22 protein-coding genes are annotated in these 21,178 nt (G+C 60.8%); 6 read left to right on the top strand and 16 right to left on the bottom strand.

Annotation, left to right across the window (positions count from 1 at the left end):
- Positions 1 to 30: 30 nt before the first annotated feature.
- The 9 genes from frr to RLEG4DRAFT_RS18840 all read right to left on the bottom strand — a co-directional run bounded on the left by frr (position 31) and on the right by RLEG4DRAFT_RS18840 (position 9,068).
- A complete protein-coding gene (gene frr, locus RLEG4DRAFT_RS18880; protein ID WP_003573377.1) occupies positions 31 to 591 on the bottom strand; it encodes a ribosome recycling factor in 561 nt (186 codons plus the stop codon).
- A gap of 62 nt (positions 592 to 653) precedes the next feature.
- On the bottom strand, positions 654 to 1,376 hold the full coding sequence (gene pyrH / locus RLEG4DRAFT_RS18875; RefSeq protein WP_003573378.1) for a UMP kinase: 723 nt from the start codon (positions 1,374 to 1,376) through the stop codon (positions 654 to 656).
- 96 nt (positions 1,377 to 1,472) lie between these two features.
- Positions 1,473 to 2,399 carry a translation elongation factor Ts gene (tsf, locus tag RLEG4DRAFT_RS18870; RefSeq protein ID WP_003579039.1) on the bottom strand — a complete coding sequence of 309 codons (927 nt, stop codon included), beginning with the start codon at positions 2,397 to 2,399 and terminating at the stop codon, positions 1,473 to 1,475.
- Positions 2,400 to 2,638: 239 nt separating this feature from the next.
- Positions 2,639 to 3,406, bottom strand: coding sequence for a 30S ribosomal protein S2 (gene rpsB, locus RLEG4DRAFT_RS18865; RefSeq protein WP_003573382.1), 768 nt, complete (start codon positions 3,404 to 3,406; stop codon positions 2,639 to 2,641).
- Between the two features lie 233 nt (positions 3,407 to 3,639).
- Positions 3,640 to 4,746 (bottom strand): substrate-binding domain-containing protein, encoded by a 1,107-nt coding sequence (locus RLEG4DRAFT_RS18860; RefSeq protein WP_003579038.1) that lies wholly within the window; start codon positions 4,744 to 4,746, stop codon positions 3,640 to 3,642.
- A complete protein-coding gene (locus RLEG4DRAFT_RS18855) occupies positions 4,746 to 5,363 on the bottom strand; it encodes a 5-bromo-4-chloroindolyl phosphate hydrolysis family protein (protein ID WP_003579036.1) in 618 nt (205 codons plus the stop codon). The genes RLEG4DRAFT_RS18860 and RLEG4DRAFT_RS18855 overlap by 1 nt, the downstream gene beginning before the upstream one ends.
- A gap of 7 nt (positions 5,364 to 5,370) precedes the next feature.
- On the bottom strand, positions 5,371 to 6,939 hold the full coding sequence (locus RLEG4DRAFT_RS18850) for a substrate-binding domain-containing protein (protein WP_003579035.1): 1,569 nt from the start codon (positions 6,937 to 6,939) through the stop codon (positions 5,371 to 5,373).
- A gap of 14 nt (positions 6,940 to 6,953) precedes the next feature.
- Positions 6,954 to 8,030, bottom strand: a complete 1,077-nt coding sequence (locus RLEG4DRAFT_RS18845) for a toxic anion resistance protein (protein WP_003579032.1) — start codon at positions 8,028 to 8,030, stop codon at positions 6,954 to 6,956.
- A 201-nt stretch (positions 8,031 to 8,231) separates the two neighbouring features.
- On the bottom strand, positions 8,232 to 9,068 hold the full coding sequence (locus RLEG4DRAFT_RS18840; RefSeq protein ID WP_003579030.1) for a cell envelope integrity EipB family protein: 837 nt from the start codon (positions 9,066 to 9,068) through the stop codon (positions 8,232 to 8,234).
- A gap of 136 nt (positions 9,069 to 9,204) precedes the next feature.
- Here RLEG4DRAFT_RS18840 and RLEG4DRAFT_RS18835 point away from each other — a divergent pair, with 136 nt between their 5' ends.
- The 4 genes from RLEG4DRAFT_RS18835 to RLEG4DRAFT_RS18820 all read left to right on the top strand — a co-directional run bounded on the left by RLEG4DRAFT_RS18835 (position 9,205) and on the right by RLEG4DRAFT_RS18820 (position 12,241).
- Complete coding sequence (locus RLEG4DRAFT_RS18835; RefSeq protein ID WP_003579028.1) at positions 9,205 to 9,675, top strand: RidA family protein; 471 nt, start codon at positions 9,205 to 9,207, stop codon at positions 9,673 to 9,675.
- Positions 9,672 to 10,391 carry a glycerophosphodiester phosphodiesterase gene (locus RLEG4DRAFT_RS18830; protein ID WP_003579027.1) on the top strand — a complete coding sequence of 240 codons (720 nt, stop codon included), beginning with the start codon at positions 9,672 to 9,674 and terminating at the stop codon, positions 10,389 to 10,391. The genes RLEG4DRAFT_RS18835 and RLEG4DRAFT_RS18830 overlap by 4 nt, the downstream gene beginning before the upstream one ends.
- A 179-nt stretch (positions 10,392 to 10,570) precedes the next feature.
- Positions 10,571 to 11,761 carry a GNAT family N-acetyltransferase gene (locus tag RLEG4DRAFT_RS18825; protein ID WP_003579025.1) on the top strand — a complete coding sequence of 397 codons (1,191 nt, stop codon included), beginning with the start codon at positions 10,571 to 10,573 and terminating at the stop codon, positions 11,759 to 11,761.
- A 54-nt stretch (positions 11,762 to 11,815) separates the two neighbouring features.
- Complete coding sequence (locus RLEG4DRAFT_RS18820) at positions 11,816 to 12,241, top strand: HIT family protein (protein WP_003573390.1); 426 nt, start codon at positions 11,816 to 11,818, stop codon at positions 12,239 to 12,241.
- A 78-nt stretch (positions 12,242 to 12,319) separates the two neighbouring features.
- On the opposite strand, the gene clpA is transcribed toward RLEG4DRAFT_RS18820, so the two are convergent.
- The 6 genes from clpA to RLEG4DRAFT_RS18790 form a co-directional block, all read right to left on the bottom strand.
- A complete protein-coding gene (gene clpA, locus RLEG4DRAFT_RS18815; protein ID WP_003579023.1) occupies positions 12,320 to 14,812 on the bottom strand; it encodes an ATP-dependent Clp protease ATP-binding subunit ClpA in 2,493 nt (830 codons plus the stop codon).
- Between the two features lie 10 nt (positions 14,813 to 14,822).
- Positions 14,823 to 15,173: an ATP-dependent Clp protease adapter ClpS gene (gene clpS / locus RLEG4DRAFT_RS18810; protein WP_037094677.1), complete on the bottom strand. Its 351-nt coding sequence runs from the start codon at positions 15,171 to 15,173 to the stop codon at positions 14,823 to 14,825.
- Positions 15,174 to 15,450: 277 nt separating this feature from the next.
- The gene (locus RLEG4DRAFT_RS18805) at positions 15,451 to 15,822 is read right to left on the bottom strand and encodes a phasin family protein (RefSeq protein ID WP_003579018.1); all 372 of its coding nucleotides are present in this window, start codon (positions 15,820 to 15,822) and stop codon (positions 15,451 to 15,453) included.
- A gap of 273 nt (positions 15,823 to 16,095) precedes the next feature.
- A complete protein-coding gene (locus RLEG4DRAFT_RS18800) occupies positions 16,096 to 16,299 on the bottom strand; it encodes a DUF3126 family protein (RefSeq protein WP_037094675.1) in 204 nt (67 codons plus the stop codon).
- 139 nt (positions 16,300 to 16,438) lie between these two features.
- Positions 16,439 to 17,272, bottom strand: coding sequence for a serine O-acetyltransferase (gene cysE / locus RLEG4DRAFT_RS18795; protein WP_003573400.1), 834 nt, complete (start codon positions 17,270 to 17,272; stop codon positions 16,439 to 16,441).
- Between the two features lie 116 nt (positions 17,273 to 17,388).
- The gene (locus RLEG4DRAFT_RS18790; protein ID WP_003579016.1) at positions 17,389 to 18,198 is read right to left on the bottom strand and encodes an alpha/beta fold hydrolase; all 810 of its coding nucleotides are present in this window, start codon (positions 18,196 to 18,198) and stop codon (positions 17,389 to 17,391) included.
- 168 nt (positions 18,199 to 18,366) lie between these two features.
- On the opposite strand from RLEG4DRAFT_RS18790, the gene RLEG4DRAFT_RS18785 reads away from it, so the two are divergent.
- Together RLEG4DRAFT_RS18785 and RLEG4DRAFT_RS18780 are read left to right on the top strand one after the other, a co-directional pair.
- Positions 18,367 to 18,612 carry a zinc-finger domain-containing protein gene (locus tag RLEG4DRAFT_RS18785; RefSeq protein WP_003539274.1) on the top strand — a complete coding sequence of 82 codons (246 nt, stop codon included), beginning with the start codon at positions 18,367 to 18,369 and terminating at the stop codon, positions 18,610 to 18,612.
- A gap of 28 nt (positions 18,613 to 18,640) precedes the next feature.
- The gene (locus RLEG4DRAFT_RS18780) at positions 18,641 to 19,795 is read left to right on the top strand and encodes an FAD-dependent monooxygenase (RefSeq protein ID WP_003579015.1); all 1,155 of its coding nucleotides are present in this window, start codon (positions 18,641 to 18,643) and stop codon (positions 19,793 to 19,795) included.
- Between the two features lie 34 nt (positions 19,796 to 19,829).
- Here the strand turns inward: RLEG4DRAFT_RS18780 and RLEG4DRAFT_RS18775 are convergent, their stop codons facing one another.
- Positions 19,830 to 21,020, bottom strand: a complete 1,191-nt coding sequence (locus RLEG4DRAFT_RS18775) for a cystathionine beta-lyase (protein WP_003579014.1) — start codon at positions 21,018 to 21,020, stop codon at positions 19,830 to 19,832.
- Positions 21,021 to 21,178 lie beyond the last annotated feature (158 nt).

The raw sequence follows: 21,178 nt of genomic DNA, 5'->3' as shown, positions 1-21,178 counted from the left end.
CCGGTCTTTCCAGGCAAAGGCACAGATCCACTAGACCTGCATGATTTCCTTTTCCTTCTCGCCAAGCAAGCGGTCGATTTCGGAAATCGTCTCGTCCGTCATCTTCTGTACACGTTCCGACTGCGCCCTGCCCTCGTCCTGGCCGATTACGCCATCCTTTTCGGCTTTCTTAAGGCCGTCCATGCCGTCGCGGCGAACGTGGCGAATCGCGACCTTGCTCTTTTCGGCATAATCATGCGCCACTTTGACGAGCGACTTGCGGCGTTCCTCGTTCAGCTCCGGCAGCGGAATACGCAGGTTCTGGCCATCGACGATCGGGTTGAGGCCGAGATTGGATTCGCGGATGCCACGCTCGACGGCACTGACCATCGACTTGTCCCAGACCGAAACCGCCAGCATGCGCGGCTCGGGCACGGTGATATTGGCGACCTGGTTCAGCGGCATGCGCGAACCATAGGCCTCGACCGTGACCGGATCGAGGATGTTGGCCGAAGCACGGCCGGTGCGCAGCGATGCGATGTCGCTCTTGAATGCGGAAACCGCGCCGTCCATGCGGCGCTTCAGTTCCTTGATGTCGATACCTTCACTCATGTCGATGCTCCCGTATAAAGCGCGTCGCGATGGCTGCGCCCGATAAAGCGGCGCAGTCTATATCAGTTGTCGGAGACGATGGTCTTGAGGCCACCGCCCGTCAGGATTTCAGCAAAACCGCCTTTCTCGTGGATCGAGAAGACGATGATCGGAATGGAATTTTCCCGGGCGAGCGCCACGGCGGCAACGTCCATCACCGCAAGGCCCCTGTCCAGCACTTCCTGGTGCGTCAGGCGGTCGAGACGGGTCGCATCGGGATATTTCTTCGGGTCGGCGGTGTAGATGCCGTCTACCTGGGTGCCCTTGAAGATCGCTTGCGCGCCCATTTCGGCGGCGCGCAGCGCTGCGGCCGAATCGGTGGTGAAGAAGGGATTGCCGGTGCCGCCGGCAAAGATCACCACACGTCCCATCGACAGGTGATAGAGGGTCGCGCGCTGCGAAAAGCTCTCGCAGATCTCAGGCATGGAGATGGCCGAAAGCACCACTGTATCGATGTTCAGCTTGCGCAGCGAGGTCGCCAGCGCCAGCGCATTGATAATGGTGCCGAGCATGCCCATGTGGTCGCCGGTGACCCGATCGCCGCCCTTGGACGCGACCGCGACACCGCGGAAAATATTGCCGCCACCGACGACGACGCCGACTTCCACGCCCATATGCCTTGCCTCGGCGATATCGGATGCAATGCGGTCCGCCACCGCAACATCGATCCCGAAACCCTGGCTACCCATGAGCGCTTCGCCGGAAGCCTTGAGTAGAACGCGTTTATAGACAGGCTCTAAAGACATCTTGGCTCCTCGTAAATTGCCGTGAATGCCCGATACACGAAGGGCACCGCGTTGTCACGCGATGCCCTTCTTGTTTTCCCAATTATGGCTGGAAGATCAACCCTTGACGGCAGCCGCAACTTCGGCTGCGAAATCGGTCTCTTCTTTCTCGACGCCTTCGCCGAGCAGAAGGCGGGCCATGCCGGCGACTTCGATCGGCGCGCCGACGGCCTTTTCAGCTTCCTTGACGGCGGCTGCGACGGTCAGGTCCGGATTGATGACGAAAGCCTGTGAGAGAAGGGCGACTTCCTCGAAGAACTTGCGCATGCGGCCGTCGACCATCTTCTCGATGATGTTGTCAGGCTTGCCGGAAGCGCGCGACTGCTCGATGAAGACGTTGCGCTCGCGCTCGGCGACGGCGGCATCGACTTCCTCAGGGCGGATCGCCAGCGGTGCGGTCGCCGCGATATGCATGGCGACCTGGCGGCCGATTGCATTCAGAGCTTCCTTGTCGCCGGTCGACTTCAGCGCGACGAGAACGCCGAGCTTGCCGAGGCCGTCGGAAACCGCATTGTGGATATAGGTGGCGACGACGCCATCCTCGACGGAGAGCGCGACCGAGCGGCGCAGGTTCATGTTCTCGCCGATCGTTGCGATCGCGTCCTTGATCGTGTCGGAAACCGACTTGCCGGATGCCGGGTAGGTCGCAGCCGCAACGGCGTCGACGCTGCCGTTTGTGGAGGCGGCAACCTTGGCAATGCCACGGACGAGATCCTGGAAGGCATCGTTACGGGCAACGAAGTCGGTTTCGGAGTTGACTTCGACGACAACGGCCTTGGTGCCCTGGCTCGAAACGCCGATGAGGCCTTCGGCAGCGGTGCGGCCCGACTTCTTGTCGGCCTTGGCGATGCCCTTGGCGCGCAGCCAGTCGATCGCCGCTTCCATGTCGCCGCCGGTTTCAGCAAGGGCCTTCTTGCAGTCCATCATGCCTGCGCCGGTCTTTTCGCGCAGTTCCTTCACCATTGCAGCCGTAATCTCGCTCATTAGCTTCCTCTTGTCGGTTCATACGGTGGGCAGCAAAGCGCGGCGCGGCACCGGATTGAGGCACGAAATGTACCTGTATGTATGACAGCGTGATGAAGACGCGCCATAACGAAACTTAATCGGCGAAGGGCCTGATGCCCTCGCCCTGAAACAGGCAAGGCCGCCGAACTTCGATGAGTCGCGAGCGGCCTTTCCCAGTCATGCAAGCTTTGGCGGAACTTTCGATCCGCCGGCTTTCATCAGCCTTCGGCTGCTTCCTCGAGAGCCGGTTCGACCGGAACTTCGGAGGATGCGCCGAGATCGCGGCCGGAAGAGCTCTGCTGACGCGCGATGCCGTCGATGGCGGCGCGGGAGATCAGCTCGCAGTAAAGAGCGATGGCGCGCGATGCGTCGTCGTTGCCCGGGATCGGATAGTCGATCAGGTCCGGATCGCAGTTCGAGTCGATGATGGCAACGACCGGGATGCCGAGGCGCTTGGCTTCGTCGATCGCGATCTTTTCCTTGTTGGTGTCGATGATGAACATCAGGTCCGGGGTGCCGCCCATATCGCGGATACCGCCGAGAGCCTTGTCGAGCTTTTCACGCTCGCGCTCGAGGTTCAGGCGTTCCTTCTTGGTGAAGCCCTGGGCTTCGCCGTTGAGGATCTCATCGAGCTTGCGCAGGCGCTGGATCGAGTTGGAGATCGTCTTCCAGTTCGTCATCATGCCGCCGAGCCAGCGCGAGTTGACGTAGTACTGGGCCGAACGCTTGGCGCTGTCGGCGATGATCTCCGACGCCTGGCGCTTGGTGCCGACGAAGAGAACGCGGCCGCCGCGGGCAACGGTGTCGCTGACGACCTGCAGGGCGCGCGACAGCATCGGAACGGTCTGAGCCAGGTCGATGATGTGGATGTTGTTACGATCGCCGAAGATGTACGGCTTCATCTTCGGGTTCCAGCGGTGCGTCTGGTGGCCGAAGTGGACGCCTGCTTCGAGAAGCTGGCGCATAGAAAAATCGGGCAATGCCATGCCTTTGTATCCTTTTCCGGTTGAACCTCCGCAAGGCGAACAGCATCCTCTTCGAGAATGCCACCGGGCGGAACGATCCGGATTTCTCCCGGACAATCCCATGCCTTACGTGTGGAATGCCGCTGCCCATACATTCGGTTCGGCATAAAAGCAAGGAAAACATTCCAATCGGCATACAAACAAGGTTTATGCCGAGAAATTCAGCCGCTGCCCCGCCCTTCGCATGCGGCCGCTCAGCCTGCCAGCATCGTCAGAAGCGACAGCATGACGCCGGCATCCGGCATCGGCAGGACGGCATCGACCTCGGCCGGCAGCAGGCTGCCGATTGCGCTGTCGGCGTTGCCGGCGGCGGTTCCAAGCGGACCGCGGAAGCCATGTCTCGTCCAGGCAAGTTCCTGCAGCTTCGGGCTCACCAGCGCTTCGACCAGCCGATTGGCGTTCTCGTCGACGACGATCAGCGGATGCGCTGAATAAACGGTCGGCCGCGGATAGAGCACCACCGGCTTTGCGCCCGCGCTTGTCTTGATGCGGTCCCAGCGCGAGGGATCGGCGAGGATCCATTCGACCAGCTGATTCTCATAGCCGACGATCATCGGCTCGCCGCCGAGGCCGCCTGCCAGATACTGGTCGAAGAGCTTGCCTGACGAGGGCGACTTGAAGCCCATGTTACGGAAGACCGCCTGCACCTTGCCGCCGAACGCGGCAAGATCGTCTGCGGTCGCGACATTGCCGCTGAAGAGGCTAAGCGCCAGGCCGGCGAACATGAAGCCGGAATTGGAGCGGTTCGGATCGGTCGAGACGATGCGCGCGCGGCCATACAGCGAATTGACGCCGAGCTTCGACCAGTCGGTGCCGGCGAGAACAGCATCCAGCAGCGCTTTGAGGTCGAGCTGATAATGGCCTTCGTTTGTGACCGTCACCAGTCCTGATTTCCTCAAGCCGTCGACCACCGGCTGCCAGGAATAGACAACGACGGGCGTGTTCAGCACGACCCGGTCATTGCGGATTTTGACGCCGCTTTGTCTGGCGATATCGACCATGATCGACGAGGACGGCCATAGAAATTGCGGAGTCTGCGAGAGCAGCGCCTGTTCGCGCACCATTTCGACCGACCCCGCTACGCGGCTGTTTACCGTCAGGCCATATCCCCCAAGTGCGCTGACCACGTCACGGTCGGCAAGAAAGGCTTCCTTCTCGCCACCGATGAAGCCGGAAAGCGTCGTGCGGCTGCCGAGCAGGCCCTGCAGTTCAGGCCGGTCCTTGACGGCGAAATAGCCGCCGGTGCCGACGACGCCGGCTCCCAGCAGTCCCACTCCAAAGGCGCGACGAGAAAGGGCCATCAGCGTCCGATATCCTCTTTGAGCGAAGCCTGAATGAGGCGCAGATCGGTGTCGAGCGTGCCGAGCGCCTCATCGATCAAGCTGTCGGCATAATGGACGAAGGCTTCTTCGAGCTTGACCAGCACGGCGCGAACCTCCTCCAGCTGCTTGGTATCAGGAACGCGTTTCGCCTCGATGACGGCAAAACCTTCCGCCACCTCGGCAGCACGCGGCAGATAATAGGAAAGGAACCGCCGTACGGCATTGGCGCTCTCCGGCTTGGCCTCGACCTTGCGAAAGACATCGGCGGCGATTTCGGCAAGATGGCGGACCGCGGCTGCCGTCTTCCGATCGGTGATCGTGTCGGCGGCAGCCTCCAGCCTCTGCGCAAAGGGAACGGCCGCCTCCAGGAGGTCGCGGGCAAAGGCGATGCGCCCGCTGCCAATGCTCTTGATATCGAGGCCTTCGAACAGCCGGCGTGGTGCCAAGAGAATGACGAGGCCGGCAAAAACCAGAAGAGCGATGATGACAGCGATCCAGAACGGCATGCCGGCGACAAAGCTCAGCAATGGCACGGTGATTGCCGCAGCCAGTCCCGCCACGATCCAGTTGCCGTCATTGCCGAGCCAGTTGCGCATGCCGGTCCTAATTATAGCCGCGTGCGGTGCGGAAAGCGGTGGCGAGATTCGAGCCGCCGTCGAACACGCGCGCCGATGTCTGCTTGGCGAGGCTATCGAGCTGGGTCTTGTCGGCGTCGCCGAATGTGATGCCGAAGACCGGCACATGCGGCTCGGTCGCATTCCATTTGCTCATGAAAGACCGGCTTAGATCGTCGGACCTGCCGTCGGTCATGATGACGATGGCAGGCAGATAAGTCGAGAGCCTGTCGGTTCTGGCGATCTGCTGCAGCGCCCGTTCGGCGCAGGCATACATGTTGGTGCCGCCATCCGCCTTCTGCCGGGAAATCTCGTTCAGCAGCCCTTGCTGCTCCAGCGGGTTTCCGCTGGCCATGAAGGTGTTGCGCACGCTGCCGTCGAAGGGAATGACGATGATCTGGTCGGCGGGCGACCATTGCACCAGCACCTTGCTCGCTTCGTCGGGCGTCAGGAGGAAACGCATCGCCCTCTGCAGCTGATCCTCGCCGTCTCCCTGCATCGAGCCGGAAAAATCGAGGCAGAGCGCAGTCAAGGACGGCTTGCGCAGTGCTGCCTGATAAAGAGTGAGTGCCTGGCGAATGACATCCGGCTCCGGCATGCGGATGGCAGTCACAAGCCGGGTGGGATCGAAATTCCAGCCAGGCTCCGGTTTTGCCGCAACATTGCTGAGCGGAATGCGCCGGCCGGTATCTGCGATACGCTGCTGCACGGGGGCCGAACGGAGATAGGCGAGCAGATCGCTGAAGAACGCCTGGACTTCCGGCCCGCGGCCATGATCGACGAAACCGAGCGGCGAATCCGCCAGGGCCACGCCATCGGCCGGATAGATCGCGTAGAGCGGTTCCTGCGACAAGGCGGCAAGCTTGTCGTTGGTTTCCTTCAGCACCGCCTCGTAATTCCACATGGCGTCGTAGACCGTGCCCTTGCCGGCGGATTCGACGTAGAGATCGGCAAGCCAGCCGGACGAGCCGGAAGAGCGCACGACGCCTGACAGCAGCGACCGCACGCTCTCCTGAACACCTTTGTCGTCGAGATCGCCGGGCTCGATCACCGGCTTGTTGCCGAGCGCACTCGACAGCATGGCGAGATAGGCGCTGGCGCCCGAATTGGATTGCGTCGCCGAGGTCATCAGGAATTTCAGCGATCCGTTTTCGACGGCCGCCAGAATATCCTTCATGAACACATCCCTGCCGATCCAGCCGAGCTGCTCAGCCTTCGACTTGCGCACGCCGAGCACCACCGGCGTCTGGGCGATCGAAGTCAGGCTCTTGACGCGGCGTTTGGTGTCGAACATGTCGACCCAGACGCTGGAGGCCGGCCAGACCGCATCCTGCTCGACGCCCTCATCGCTCTGCAGCGCCAGGCCGATATCGAGCGTGCCTTCATATTTGAAGGTGCAGCTCGCATTCTTCTGCTTGCAGAACTCCTCGACGATCGGCTGCAGAACGGTATTTTCCGATCCGGATACGATCGAGAAATCCGGCCCCTTGCCGAAGGGATTGCAGCCGGCAAGCGCCACAACGGCAAGAAGCGCCAAGCCTGAAAGCAGTGCTCGCATCGTCATCCTGCCGATCACGCCTCAGTCATCGCCTTCTTGAGTTCGACCGTCATCTGCTCCATCTGCTGCTCGGCCTGCGCCCGCTTGCGGCGCCCCTCCTCCTGAACCTGTAGCACGCCTGAAATCGTGTCGATCAGATCCCTGTTGGCCTTGGCGAGCGTATCGATATCGACGATGCCGCGCTGCGACTGCTGCTCGATCGATATCGCCTGGTCCTTCATCATCTCGGATGCCTGGCGGATCATGTCGTTGGTGGCGTCGGTCACCGCCTTCTGCAGCTCGAGCGCCGATTTCTGCCGCGTCAGCCCGAGCAGGATCACCATCTTCTGTTTCCAGGCCGGCACCGTCAGCGCCGAGGTCGCCTGCAAGTTCTCGATCAGCGTCTCGTCGCCCGCCTGGACGATGCGGATCTGCGGCAATTGCTGAATGCCGAGCTGGCGAGCCTGCTGCAGGTAGAACACGCGCTTTTCCAGCCGGTCGAGCGCCTGCAGGCTGTCCTGATAGGTCTGTGCCTCCAGCATGCCGCCGCCGGGGCCAGTCGCGGCCGCCTCGGCTTGTGCCTTCAGCCTCGGCAGCTCGGTGCTGCGAAACCGCTCTGCAAAAGTCTTGCCGGCCTGCACATAGGCCTCGAGCCGCATGATCGATTGTCGGGTTTCCTCATGCAGGTCGTCGAGCAGCGCGATGTCGCGCCTCAGCGTATCCTTGTGACGATCGAGCTCCAGGCCGATCCGATCGATCTGGCCGGCCACGTCTTCAAACTCCGCCTTGAACCGTTCGAGCCGGGACTTTGCGGAGGAGAATATGCGGCTGAGGAAACCTTTGTCCTTCAGCGACGCCGGGTCGAGGCCCTTCGACTTGAGGATGATGTCGGTCAACAGGCGGCCGACCTCGCCCAGATCCTTGTTGCGGACCTCGCGCAGGATCCTGTCGGCATAGTCGCTGACCGCCTGCTGGGCGCGGTCGCCATAGACCGAGATGCCGGCGCGGTCGGTGATATTGATGCTGTCGGAAATGCGGGCGATTTCCGCCGGATCGGCGGCGACGACCGGCAGGGCGGCGTTCTGAACAGTCGCGAGATCGGTATCGGCCATGAGGCGGGCTTTCCAGGCTTGCGGCAGTAATCGTCTGGAGCCCATCTTCGCAACAAACGGGCCTCATCCGCGATGGACTGGCCGCTAGGATCGCACCAACCCGAAAAGCAGGACGACGGAAGGCGACTCAATCATCGCTGGTCGCCGCACAATAATGAACTTTATGATACAGTTTTATGACAGTCGGAAAAGCTGTGCGGCTTACTTGCAGACCTCGGCCTTGCGGTCGAGCAGCTCGAGCTTTGCGAGCTTTCCGGTCAGCACGAAATCGCCGTAGTCCATCGTCAGGTCGCGGGTAATGCCGTTCTCATAGAGCTTGAAGGACATGCGATAAACCGGCAAAGCGTCCGATTTTGCATTCTCGTTGAAATAGGCGATCGTCACCGGCCAGAAGGCCGCCTTGGAGAAAGCGCCGGCATTACCGGCATCGGCCTCCTCGGCAATCGGCGTCTCCTGCTTGCCGACGATCGTCGTCGTTACCAGCGACTTGTCGCCGTCATCGGAGCCATCGAAAACTCGGGCCTCGAAGAAGCGCTTGCCGTCCTTGGCGTTCTGGATCACGTCGAGCATGTGTTCGGTTGGGAACCGGCTTTCGGCAAGCTGCAGCTCGCGGCTCGACGGCTGCTTGAGATCGACCTTGACGCCATCCGGCTGATCCTGAGCCGCGCCGTTGACCTCTTTGTCGAGCTGCTCGTCGGTGAAGGATTTGGTGTCGAAGGTGAACTTGCCGTCCTTGAGGTTCTCGAAGGTCTTCGTCTGCTGGTCACTGACGCGGACGCTGTCGCCGGTGTCGATCTGCGTCACGAAGCGGAAATTGGTGGTAAAGCCCTGGCAATAGCTGCCGTCGAACTCATAGACCATGCGACCGTACATGCCGGCTATACCGGAGCGGTCGGAGGCATCCTTCAGTTCCAGATCGTAGACGGCGCGATGTGCGACGAGGCCGGTCGCGATCGCAGCGCTTACCGCGGGCGCAGCCGCCCATGCATTGGCGGAAACGCTGGCGAGAAGCAGAGCGACAAGACCTGATCGGAACATTCATTAACTCCTGTTGGACTCGGTCGCGATGTTATAAGAACGCTTTCGGCCAAATCGAGGCTCGAACCTGTCATATTAAAGATTCTAGTCTTGATGCATAATTTTTGAAGAATTGACAACAAAAGCGGAGACGAAAATGTCCGATGAAATTGCAAAGCGCCTGACTGAGATGGGGATAACCCTGCCCGAAGCCGCAGCCCCCGCTGCAAATTACGTTCCCTATGTCATCAGCGGCAATCTTCTCTACATCTCCGGCCAGCTGCCGCTCGAAGGCGGCAAGATCGCCGTCTCCGGCCATCTCGGCAAGACCGTCGACGTTGCCGCGGGTCAACGCGGTGCCGAACTCTGCGCCATCAACATCCTTGCCCAGGCGAAGGCGGCGCTTGGCGGCGACCTCGGCCGCATCCGGCGCGTCATCAAGCTGAACGGCTTCGTCGCCTCGGCGCCCGACTTCGTCGAGCAGCATCTCGTCATCAACGGCGCTTCGAACCTGATTGCCGGCGTGCTCGGCGAGGCCGGCAAACATGCGCGTGCCGCCGTCGGCATGGCCGCCCTGCCGCTGAACGCTGCCGTCGAGATCGATGCTATCATGGAAATCGCAGAATGACCAATGCGGCCTGGATCCGGGACGTGCCGGTCGCCCATCGCGGCTATCACGACCTCAACAGACTCGTCTGGGAAAATACGCTTTCGGCCTTTTCGCGTGCCGTCGAAGCGGGCTTTGCGATTGAATGCGACCTGCATTACGCCTCCGACGGCGTGCCGGTCGTCTTTCACGACGAGGACCTGCAGCGGCTGTGCAATCTCACCGGCGACATCCGCGAGCGCACCTCCCGTGAGCTCGGCCTGATCGCCGTCGGCGGCACAAACGACAAGGTGCCGACGCTCCGCCAGCTTCTCGATCTCGTCCAGGGCAAGGTGCCGCTGGTGCTGGAGCTCAAGGGCCGCGAGGCCGATGACGAAGGTTTTGCCGAAGCCGTTCTTGAGGTGCTCGAGGGCTATGAGGGCAAGGTCGCGCTGATGAGCTTCGACCATTGGCTGCTGCGTGATCTGAAGGCGCTTGATGCCCCCTACCAGCTCGGGCTGACCGCCAACGGCAACACGCCGGAAGAGTTCGAAACGCATGCTAAGGCAATGGAGATCGGTCTCGATTTCATCTCCTATTATTATGACGACCTGCCGAACGCCTTCATCACAGGCGAACGCGAAAAGGGCATTCCCGTCATCACCTGGACGGTGCGCGACGAAGAGGCGCGCCGACGGACCTTCGCAAACGCAGATCAGATGACCTTCGAAGGCTTCGACCCGCGTGTGGCGGTTTGACGCTCGCTTTTTCGCCAAGATCATGCGCAGACTGCTGGATAATTCCTTAAATCGGATCGATTTAAGGGTAAATTATGCAGCAACTCAAAGTGTTACAGCGTCCTTTGCGCGTCTGAAAAGACGCGCGGCGCTGTAAGGCAGAGCCGAGACCATCCTCCCACAGGCTTCGCATTTGCCCCATGACCGATGAACTATCCATTCGCGTAGAACGCTCCTTCACCGCGATTTCCCCGGAGAGCTGGTCCAGCCTTTCCGGGGCGTCGAAGAGTGGCAACACGCTTGCCTACAACCCCTTCATTTCGCACGCCTTCCTATCATCGCTTGAAGAGTCCGGCTCGGCCAGCGCCGAGACCGGCTGGCTCGGCCACCATCTGCTGCTCGAGACCGATAGCGGCAAACTGATCGGCGCCCTGCCCGGCTACCTCAAGAACCACAGCCAGGGCGAATATGTCTTCGACCATGGCTGGGCCGACGCCTTCGAGCGGGCCGGCGGGCGTTATTATCCCAAGCTTCAATGCTCTATTCCGTTCACCCCGGCGACGGGCCCGCGTCTTCTTGTTGCCGAGGGACTTCAGCGGCTGCCGATCCAGAGCGCGATCGCCGAAAGCCTGAAGGAGGTTGTGCGCCGGCTCGGCGTCTCCTCGGCCCATATCACCTTCGTTCCGGATGACGAGATCGGCGTCTTCGAAATGGACGGCTATCTGCACCGCACCGATCAGCAATTCCATTTCATCAATGACGGCTATGCCAATCACGAGGAGTTTCTCGAAACGCTCGCCTCGCGCAAACGCAAGGCGTTGCGCAAGGAGCGGCGCGCCGCCCTCGAAAACGGCATCAGCATCGACTGGCTGACCGGCCGTGACCTGACGGAACGCATCTGGGACCAGTTTTTCAAATTCTACATGGATACCGGCGGGCGCAAATGGGGCCGGCCCTACCTCACCCGCAAATTCTATTCGCTAATCGGCGAACGCATGGCCGACGATATCCTGCTGGTCATGGCCAAACGCGACGGGCGCTATATCGCCGGCGCGATCAACTTCATCGGCGGTGATACGCTCTACGGCCGTCACTGGGGCTGCGTCGAGGATCATCCCTTCCTGCATTTCGAGGTCTGCTATCACCAGGCGATCGACTTCGCCCTTTCGAAAGGGCTGAAACGGGTCGAGGCCGGCGCCCAGGGCGAACACAAGCTCGCCCGCGGCTACCTGCCGGTGACGACGCATTCGGCCCATTATGTCGCCCATGCCGGCCTTCGCCGGGCGATCGGTGATTATCTCGCCCGTGAGCGCGCCGATGTCGAACAGATGAGCGAGTTGCTGACCGAGCACAGCCCGTTCCGCAAGGGCGAGCGCCAGCAGGAGGATTGACGCCGCCCTGCCGGCCGCGTTACCCGATCAAACAGCAAATGAGGAGATTTCGCGATGACCAGCGCCTATGACGACAACAACATCTTCGCCAAGATCCTGCGCGGGGAAATTCCCTCCCACCGCATCTATGAGGACCAGCATACGGTCGCCTTCATGGATGTGATGCCGCAGGCGCCGGGCCATGTGCTGGTTCTTCCGAAGGCGCCGTCCCGCAACATCCTCGATGCCGATCCAGCCACCCTCACCCATGCGATTACCGTCGTTCAAAAGGTCGCCAATGCGGTCAAGGACGTCTTCGACGCCGACGGCGTGTTCATCGCCCAGTTCAACGAACCGGCGGCCGGGCAAACGGTCTTTCATCTGCATTTCCACGTCATCCCGCGTCACGAGGGCACAGCACTCAAGCCACACTCCGGCAAGATGGAGGATGGCGCCGTGCTTGCCGCCCATGCCGAAAAAATTCGGGCGGCTTTAGCGTAAGGTCGATTACCGTCTAAAAAGAACGCGAAAACAAAAAGGCCGCGGTGACGCGGCCTTTTTCAATTCAGTGACAAAATCTCACTTCTTGCGCGGAACCTTCGGAACCGTGCTTCCCTTCTTGGGAGCGTCGCGGACCTCAGGCTCGGCCTGCGGAACCGTCTTGGCGCGGGTCTTGGGCGCCGCCTTGGTCTTCAGCTCGCCATCGCCCTGGTCGTCGCCTTCGGGATGCACGACTTCGGCTTCGGGCTTCGGCTTGATCGGCGCCGTATCTGGGATGGCCTCCAGCACGATACCGGGCTTGCCGTCTTCCTTCGGGCCGACGGTGACGTTGACGACGCCGCCCTTCTTGAGCTTGCCGAAGAGGATTTCGTTGGCAAGCGGCTTCTTGATGGTGTCCTGGATGACGCGGGCAAGCGGGCGGGCGCCCATCTTCTCGTCGTAACCCTTTTCCGACAGCCAGGCGATCGCGTCCTCATGCAGGTCGAAGGTGACGTTCCTTTCGGAAAGCTGGGCCTCCAGTTGCATGATGAACTTCTGCACGACCTTGTGAATGACAGCCGTCGGCAGTGCCGCGAAAGGAATGATCGCGTCGAGACGGTTGCGGAACTCCGGCGTGAACAGGCGGGTCAGCGCCTCCTCGTCCTCGCCGGTGCGCTTGGACGAGCCGAAGCCGATCGCTGCCTTGGCCATTTCGGACGCGCCCGCATTCGTCGTCATGATCAGGATGACGTTGCGGAAGTCGATCTTCTTGCCGTTATGGTCGGTCAGCGTGCCATGGTCCATGACCTGCAGCAGGATATTGTAGATGTCGGGATGAGCCTTCTCGATTTCGTCGAGCAGGACCACGCAATGCGGGTGTTGATCGACGCCATCGGTGAGAAGGCCGCCCTGGTCGAAACCGACATAGCCGGGAGGTGCGCCGAGCAGGCGCGAGACCGTGTGCCGCTCCATATATTCCGACATGTCGAAGCGCAGGAGTTCGACGCCGAGCGACGATGCCAGCTGCTTTGCCACCTCGGTCTTGCCGACGCCGGTCGGACCGGAGAAGACGTAAGCACCGATCGGCTTGTTGGGCTCGCGCAGGCCGGCGCGCGCCAGCTTGATCGAGGTCGAAAGAGCTTCAATGGCGATATCCTGGCCGTAGACAACCGAGCGCAGTTCCTGCTCGAGATTGGCCAGTACCGCTTCGTCATCCTTGGAGACGGTCTTCGGCGGAATGCGCGCCATTGTGGCGACCGTCGCCTCGATCTCCTTTTCGGTGATCAGCTTGCGGCGCTTCGATGGCGGCAGCAGCATCTGGGCCGCACCGGTCTCGTCGATCACGTCGATCGCCTTGTCCGGCAGCTTGCGGTCGGAGATGTAGCGGGCCGACAGTTCGACGGCCGACTTGATGGCATCGTTGGAATAACGCAGGTGGTGATATTCTTCGAAATAGGGCTTCAGGCCCTTCATGATCTCGATTGCGTCATTGATCGACGGCTCGCTGACGTCGATCTTCTGGAATCGACGAACCAGCGCCCGGTCCTTTTCGAAGAACTGGCGATATTCCTTGTAGGTGGTCGACCCGATGCAACGGATCGCGCCCGACGACAGGGCGGGCTTCAGCAGGTTCGATGCATCCATCGCGCCGCCCGAGGTGGCGCCGGCGCCGATCACCGTGTGGATCTCGTCGATGAACAGCACGGCGCCCGGATATTCTTCAAGTTCCTTGACGACCTGCTTCAAGCGCTCCTCGAAATCGCCGCGGTAGCGCGTGCCGGCGAGCAGCGTGCCCATGTCGAGCGAGAAGATCGTCGCATCGGCCAGCGCTTCGGGAACCTTGCCTTCGACGATGCGCTTGGCCAAGCCTTCGGCGATTGCCGTCTTGCCGACACCGGGATCACCGACATAGAGCGGATTGTTCTTCGAACGGCGGCACAGGATCTGGATGGTGCGGCTCACCTCGGCGTGACGGCCGATCAGCGGGTCGATCTTGCCGCCCTTGGCCTTCTCGTTAAGATTGACGCAATAGGCCTTGAGTGCATCCTGCTGCTTCTTGGGACCGCCCTCTTCCTCGCCGCCGCGCGCCGTCGGCTTACTGCTTTCAGCTTCTTCCTCGGCGCCGCGCGGGGGGCGCGCTTCCGAAGCGCCCGGGCGCTTGCCGATGCCGTGGGAGATATAGTTGACAGCGTCGTAACGGGTCATCTCCTGCTCCTGCAGGAAATAGGCGGCATGGCTTTCGCGCTCGGCGAAGATCGCAACGAGCACGTTGGCACCGGTCACTTCCTCGCGGCCGGACGATTGCACGTGGATGACGGCGCGCTGGATGACACGCTGGAAGCCGGAAGTCGGCTTCGAATCCTCGTCATAGCCGGTGATCAGATTGGAGAGTTCGTTATCGACATATTCGACGAGCGTCTTGCGCAGCGCGTCGAGATCGACATTGCAGGCACCCATGACCGCGGCCGCATCGGCATCGTCGATCAGGGCGAGCAGCAGATGCTCGAGCGTCGCATATTCGTGGTGCCGCTCGTTGGCAAAGGTCAGTGCCTGATGGAGCGCCTTCTCTAAACTAGGCGAAAATGTTGGCACGTTCAGATCCTCACTTCTTTTCCATGACGCATTGCAGCGGATGCTGGTGCTGCCGGGCGAAGTCCATCACCTGGCTGACCTTCGTTTCCGCCACCTCGTATGTGAATATTCCGCATTCGCCGACGCCGTGGTTATGGACATGGAGCATGATGCGGGTGGCACTTTCACGATCCTTTTGAAAAAAACGCTCCAGAATATGGATGACGAATTCCATGGGCGTGTAGTCGTCATTCAAAAGCAGCACGCGGTAGAGGTTGGGCTTCTTGGTCTTCGGCTTGGTGCGTGTGATGACCGAGGTTCGATTTCCGTTCTCCCCGTTCCTTTCGCTGTCGTTCTGCATCCGGATCGGCTTTGCGATCATTGTCATTCATTCCTCAAGCAATCCAGCGGAGCATGGGAGGGTGCTTTTCCCGCCGAATATCTGAAACACTAACTTAGTTCATAATAGGCCGATTTTAAGCCCCCTGTCAGTCACTGCAATCAAGAAATGGCCGGCATGCACGGGAAAGACCAAAAAAGTCCCCGGCCGATCCATGCGGACGCTGCGGCGAAAGTGGAAACAAAAAAGACCGGCTACAGATGCGTAGCCGGTCTCGGTATTTCAATATATAGCGCAGGTTGCGCTTTTCGAAATCAAATCATGCGGCGGCAGGTGTTGCCGTCGGCGCCTGCCGGGTCGTCTTGGCGACGGCAGTGGCGATCGGCGCTTCATAGGGCTTGTAAGCGGATTTGGCGAGATCGGCATACATTTCGCTGAGCTTCGTCGTCTCGGAGACGAGGCCTTCGAAATAGGCCTTGACGAAGTTGGTCTGAAGTTCGAAAGCGGCCTCGAAGCTCTTGACGCCGGCCAGCGTTTCGAAATGCGTCACCGCGTCCTGAAAGGATTTCTTCGAATAGTCAGCAGCTTCGGCGGCGATCGCCTGAAAGCCCCTAGTCGTATCGGAATAGGTTCTCAGCGCCGTGTCGACGGCTTCCTTGCTCTTCCTGTTTGCATCGTCAAAGTTGAACATGACCGTCCTCCGTTGGGCTGTGGGATGGCGGCAGGGTAGCTGCAACGCACAAATAGTCAAGTAGTCTTGTGCGTCGCAAAACACCCAAGAGTTGTATGACAATAATAAAACAAAGGATGCGCGCCGGGGCACGTACGTCTTTAACTGATTTTGCTAATATATATCAGATCAGCACAACCGGAAGCTTCAAATAAATTTTCGTCCCAAGCGCAAAAAACAAAAAAAGACCGAACGGATCGCGCCGTTCGGTCTTTTTGAAAGCGTTCGAACGCGTCAGAGATCGACGTCGAGGATCGCCATCGAAAAGTTGTAGGAGCGGTCGCCGTCCTCGTCATCGATATAGACGACGCCCAGAAATTCTTCGCCGAGATAGACTTCCGCAGAATCATTCTTGCGCGGACGCGCCTTGACGACGATCTGCGGGTTGAGCATGCGTTTGAAATAGGCGTCGAGCTTCTTGATTTCTTCTGGCTTCACTCTGTCATCTCCGTAAACGGTCTTGATTGGCCGCTTCTTGCACAGGAAAAGCAGCGGTGTAAAGGCAAGGTTGCCACTTGGCAATTTCCGTCCCCGCCTGAGGTCTCCGACTTTTCCCAATCCTTTTTCCGGCAGCCGATCAGATATCGGCGCCGATCACTTGGTCCATGTTGCGCGACGGCTCGGAACAACCGGCTTCGCCGACGACCTTGGCCGGCACGCCGGCGACCGTCTTTTTCGGCGGCACCGCCTTCAAGACGACGGAGCCGGCGGCGATGCGGGAGCAGAAGCCGATCTCGATATTGCCGAGGATCTTTGCGCCGGCGCCGATCATGACACCGCTGCCGATCTTCGGATGGCGGTCGGCGCCCTCTTTGCCGGTGCCGCCGAGCGTGACGTTGTGCAGGATCGAGACATTGTCGCCGATCACAGCCGTCTCGCCGACGACGAGGCCGGTGGCGTGATCGAGGAAGATGCCCTTGCCGATACGAGCGGCCGGATTGATGTCGGTCTGGAAGACGCTGGAGGAGCGGCTCTGCAGATAAAGCGCGAAATCTCGCCGGCCGCGATTCAGTAGCCAATGGGCGAGACGGTGTGTCTGCAGCGCATGGAAGCCCTTGAAATAGAGCACGGCTTCCATGAAACGCAGGCAGGCGGGATCGCGGTCGTAGATGGCCTGGATGTCGACGCGCAGAATAGAGCTCCATTCCGGCCAATCGAGCAGCATTTCCTCGAAGGTCTGGCGAAGCAGATTCGCCTGCATGTCGGGATGATCAAGACGTTCGCAGATGCGGTGAATGACGCATTCCTCGAGCGAATGGTAGTTGATCACCGTCGAGTAGAGGAAGGCGGCAAGAACCGGGTCCCGTTCGGCGGCGAGCCGGGCTTCCTCGCGCAGGCTGTCCCAGATGGGATCCATCACCTTCAGCGGATGGCCTGTCTCAAAAGCACGAATATCAGTCTTGGCGACCATCGCCGCTCTCCTCGTTGCCAACAGGAATGCCGTTTTCGGAATGCCAATATATAGTGGAAAACGCCAATAACATAAATGGGTGCCGTCGCCATGGTTTTTTAGCATAGTTTGCGGCATCACGATGATGTCACCTGCCGATGCCACCCCTTGGCGACTTTCGCGTAGAAGGCCAGCACGGCCTGCTTGAAAACCCTGTCGCCGACGGCGAGCATATGATCGCGCCCCGGAATATCGAGCGCTTCGGCATAGGGCATCAGCGCCGCCAGCTCCTGCGGCGAGCCGGCAATATCGTCTTTCGTGCCGACGCCGATCAGCGCCGGCATGTCGAGCTTTCCCATATCCGCGCGGGCGACGAGATCGCGCGAGCCGCGGATGCAGAGGGCAAGGGCGACGCGGTCACTCCTGGTCTGCTCGGCGAAGGCCCGGAACATCCGGCCGCGGTCATGCGTGACGTCCTCGAGTGACGGAGCAAGCAGCGCATCGGCGATCGGATCCCAATCGCCGACGCCGTCCGTCATGCCGATGCCGAGGCCGCCGAGCACCAGCGAGCGGACGCGATGCGGATTGGCAAGGGCGGCAAAGACCGAAATGCGCGCGCCCATCGAATAGCCCATGACGTTGGCTTCCGGGATGCCGAGGTGATCGAGAAGAGCGATCGCATCGCCGGCCATCACCCATGGACGATAGGCTTCGGCGTCGTGCGGCTTGTCGCTGGCGCCGTGGCCGCGATTGTCGATGGCGATCACCCGATAGCCGGCATCCCCCAGCGTCTTCAGCCAGCCCGGATGCACCCAGTTGACGTTTGCGGTCGAAGCAAACCCGTGGATCAACAAGACGGGCACGCCGGCCGGATCGCCCTCGTCGAAGAAGGCGAGCTGCAATCCGTCATGGGTGAAGCTTGAAAATGCGGGCGTGTTCAGGTTCATCGGGCCTTCCTTTTGGCGCGACCATAATCGAGCCGCCATTCGTCGTGAAGCCAAAAACTGCGGCTAAAACCGTGCCTAAAAACAGTATCCACCGCGGCGCTTTGGCTCTACACATTTGCGGCGAAGGCTTATAAGGTCCGCGCAGATTTCAAGCATTCGGAGAGCGACATGGCCGGCCACAACATTCCCCACTTCCAGAACGACGGCGGTCACCGGGTTATCGAAGTCGGCGTCAAGGAATTCATGTGCACCGGCGCTTCGGCCCCGTTCGACCATCCGCATATCTTCATCGACATGGGTGACGACAACGAGAAGGTCTGTTCCTATTGCTCGACGCTCTATCGCTTCAATTCCGCGCTCAAGCCCAGCCAGACCAACCCGGCAGGCTGCGTTTTCCACGTGAAGGCGGCCTAACCCGTCCAGATTTCGGATCGAACGGACAATGCCGGTCGAACATGCCGCCATCATCGGCGCCGGAATATCGGGGCTGACCGCTGCGCTTTCGCTTTCGCGCCGGGGCATCAGCTCCGACATCTTCGAGCAGGCGAGCGAACTGACCGACATCGGCGCGGGCTTGCAGCTTTCGCCCAACGCCTCGCGCATCCTTGCTGAACTCGGTATCCTTGAAGGGCTGTCAAAGGTCTGGCTGGAGCCGGAAACGATCCGGCTGATCTCGGGCAGTTCGCTTCGCCAGCTGGCGGCCGTGCCTGCAGGCGCATTCGCGCGGCAGCGCTGGGGCGCTCCCTATGGCGTCCTGCATCGCAGCACATTGCAGAAAGCCCTTTTGGCCGCGGTCGAGGCCGATCCGCTCTGCCGGCTTCACCTTAGTATCCGGATGGAATCGACGCTGCCGGCTATCGAGCGGGACGCCGATGTCGTCATCGGCGCCGACGGCGTCTGGTCGAAGCTGCGGCAATCCGTTCCGGGCAGCCCCTCGCCGCGGTTTTCCAGCAATATCGCCTACCGCTTCACCATTGCCGAAACCGAAGCGCCGGGTTTTCTCGACCGGGCAAGCGTTTGCGCTTTCCTCGGCGGGTCGGCGCATCTTGTCTGTTACCCTTTGAGGGAGACCGCCAGCTTCAACATGGTGGCGATCACCGCCGGCAATATCGCGCCGCAGGCCTGGCAAAGCGAGGCGACGGCCGAGCAGCGCGCGCAGTTGCTCGCGCGTCTTTCCGGTTGGAATTCCACGATCGTCTCGCTGCTCGAACAACACCAGCAGCTGAGTTTCTGGCCGCTGTTCGAAACCACATCAGGCGCGTGGCAGGACGGCCGCAAGACGGTTCTGATCGGCGATGCCGCGCATGCAATGATGCCCTTTGCCGCACAAGGAGCGGCCATGGCGATCGAAGACGGTTACGAACTTGCCGCGTTTCTTTCCGATCGTCCGGCGGCGGAAGCGCTAAAGCTCTTTGAAAGCCATCGGGCCCCACGCATCGCCAAACTTCGCCAGCGCGGCGCCTTCAACCGGTTTGCCTATCATGCGAAAGGACCGATCCGGATCGGCCGCGATCTGGTTCTCGGCCTCAAGCCGCCGCAAAGCCTGGCGGCGGATCTCGACTGGATCTACGGCTACCGGGCCGTGCGCCTGCCATAAGCGTGGGGCAGGCAGCGGCCCTCCCCGCGTCCGCTCAGACGGCGCTTGCGGCGGCAAAACCCCGTTCGATATCGGCTTTCAAGTCGGCAACGTCCTCGATGCCGATCTGCAGGCGGATCACCGCCCCATCCGTCGGAGCCTTGGCGACCTTGCGATCATTGAGGTGGGCGTGCAATGCGAGGCTTTCAAAGCCGCCCCAGGAATAGCCGAGACCGAAAATCCGGAGCGCGTCGAGGAAGGCATGCGCCTTTGCCCTGCATTTTTCTGGGCCATCAGCGGCGAGCACGAAGGAAAAGATGCCGCTGGCGCCCTTGAAATCACGTTTCCAGAGATGGTGAGAGGGAAAACTCGGCAGGGCCGGATGCAGCACGCGGGCAACGTCCTCCCTGCCCTCCAGCCATTCTGCGATAGCAAGCGCGCTTTCATAATGCCGCTCGAGGCGCAGGCCCATGGTGCGCAAGCCGCGCAGGATCTGGTAGGCGTCATCCGGTGCGCCGCAAATGCCGAGCACGCCATTCGCTTCCTTCAGCCGCTCCCAATGCTCGGCATTGGCCGATACCGTTCCGAGCAGGATATCGGAATGGCCGGACGGGTATTTCGTCGCCGCGTGGATGGAGATGTCGACGCCGTGATCGAGCGGCCTGAAATAGAGCGGCGTCGCCCAGGTATTGTCCATCATGACGACGGCGCCGTGGCGGTGCGCCACCGCCGAGATCGCCGGGATATCCTGCATCTCGAAGGTGTTGGAGCCGGGAGCCTCGGTGTGGACGAGCTTGGTGTTCGGGCGGAACAGCGTCTCGATGCCGGCGCCGATCGCCGGATCGTAATATTCCACCTCGACGCCGAGGCGCTTCAGCATCGTATCGCAGAAATGCCGGGTCGGGCCATAGACCGAATCGACGACCAGCGCATGGTCGCCGGCGGCGGCGAAACCCAGGAACGGAATGGTGACGGCCGCAAGACCCGAGGGTACGAGGATCGTGCCGGCCGAGCCTTCGAGTGCATCGATCGCCTCGCAAAGCGCATCCGTCGTCGGGGTGCCGCGCGTTCCGTAAGTATATTTCTGCGAGCGCGTCTCCATCGTCCGCGCATTCGGAAACAGCACCGTCGAGGCATGCACGACCGGCGGATTGACGAAGCCATGATAGTCGAAAGGGTCGTTGCCGATATGGGTCAGGCGGGTATTGATCCCGGCGTTCTGCAGCACGCTGTCTTTGTCTTTCATGTCGGGAATAGCCTTTAGCGAGGGGTCGCAAAACCAGACTTTTGGACGCGCCGCCGTTTCCGGTCAACCCCTTGACGATGGATTGCAGACAACGTTCTGGGACGACAAAAATGGGATTTTCGCGTTATTTTTCCGCAACCGGACGCCTATTTCGTAAT

The sequence above is a fragment of the Rhizobium leguminosarum bv. trifolii WSM2297 genome (genome assembly GCF_000271845.1).
This window is presented reverse-complemented; position numbering and strand designations above follow the sequence as displayed.

Excerpts from the sequence above, each read along its gene's own strand:
- frr (WP_003573377.1), bottom strand. The coding sequence starts at position 591 with ATGAGTGAAGGTATCGACATCAAGGAACTGAAGCGCCGCATGGACGGC.
- pyrH (WP_003573378.1), bottom strand. The coding sequence starts at position 1,376 with ATGTCTTTAGAGCCTGTCTATAAACGCGTTCTACTCAAGGCTTCCGGC.
- tsf (WP_003579039.1), bottom strand. The coding sequence starts at position 2,399 with ATGAGCGAGATTACGGCTGCAATGGTGAAGGAACTGCGCGAAAAGACC.
- rpsB (WP_003573382.1), bottom strand. The coding sequence starts at position 3,406 with ATGGCATTGCCCGATTTTTCTATGCGCCAGCTTCTCGAAGCAGGCGTC.
- RLEG4DRAFT_RS18860 (WP_003579038.1), bottom strand. The coding sequence starts at position 4,746 with ATGGCCCTTTCTCGTCGCGCCTTTGGAGTGGGACTGCTGGGAGCCGGC.
- RLEG4DRAFT_RS18855 (WP_003579036.1), bottom strand. The coding sequence starts at position 5,363 with ATGCGCAACTGGCTCGGCAATGACGGCAACTGGATCGTGGCGGGACTG.
- RLEG4DRAFT_RS18850 (WP_003579035.1), bottom strand. The coding sequence starts at position 6,939 with ATGCGAGCACTGCTTTCAGGCTTGGCGCTTCTTGCCGTTGTGGCGCTT.
- RLEG4DRAFT_RS18845 (WP_003579032.1), bottom strand. The coding sequence starts at position 8,030 with ATGGCCGATACCGATCTCGCGACTGTTCAGAACGCCGCCCTGCCGGTC.
- RLEG4DRAFT_RS18840 (WP_003579030.1), bottom strand. The coding sequence starts at position 9,068 with ATGTTCCGATCAGGTCTTGTCGCTCTGCTTCTCGCCAGCGTTTCCGCC.
- RLEG4DRAFT_RS18835 (WP_003579028.1), top strand. The coding sequence starts at position 9,205 with ATGTCCGATGAAATTGCAAAGCGCCTGACTGAGATGGGGATAACCCTG.
- RLEG4DRAFT_RS18830 (WP_003579027.1), top strand. The coding sequence starts at position 9,672 with ATGACCAATGCGGCCTGGATCCGGGACGTGCCGGTCGCCCATCGCGGC.
- RLEG4DRAFT_RS18825 (WP_003579025.1), top strand. The coding sequence starts at position 10,571 with ATGACCGATGAACTATCCATTCGCGTAGAACGCTCCTTCACCGCGATT.
- RLEG4DRAFT_RS18820 (WP_003573390.1), top strand. The coding sequence starts at position 11,816 with ATGACCAGCGCCTATGACGACAACAACATCTTCGCCAAGATCCTGCGC.
- clpS (WP_037094677.1), bottom strand. The coding sequence starts at position 15,173 with ATGATCGCAAAGCCGATCCGGATGCAGAACGACAGCGAAAGGAACGGG.
- RLEG4DRAFT_RS18805 (WP_003579018.1), bottom strand. The coding sequence starts at position 15,822 with ATGTTCAACTTTGACGATGCAAACAGGAAGAGCAAGGAAGCCGTCGAC.
- cysE (WP_003573400.1), bottom strand. The coding sequence starts at position 17,272 with ATGGTCGCCAAGACTGATATTCGTGCTTTTGAGACAGGCCATCCGCTG.
- RLEG4DRAFT_RS18790 (WP_003579016.1), bottom strand. The coding sequence starts at position 18,198 with ATGAACCTGAACACGCCCGCATTTTCAAGCTTCACCCATGACGGATTG.
- RLEG4DRAFT_RS18785 (WP_003539274.1), top strand. The coding sequence starts at position 18,367 with ATGGCCGGCCACAACATTCCCCACTTCCAGAACGACGGCGGTCACCGG.
- RLEG4DRAFT_RS18780 (WP_003579015.1), top strand. The coding sequence starts at position 18,641 with ATGCCGGTCGAACATGCCGCCATCATCGGCGCCGGAATATCGGGGCTG.
- RLEG4DRAFT_RS18775 (WP_003579014.1), bottom strand. The coding sequence starts at position 21,020 with ATGAAAGACAAAGACAGCGTGCTGCAGAACGCCGGGATCAATACCCGC.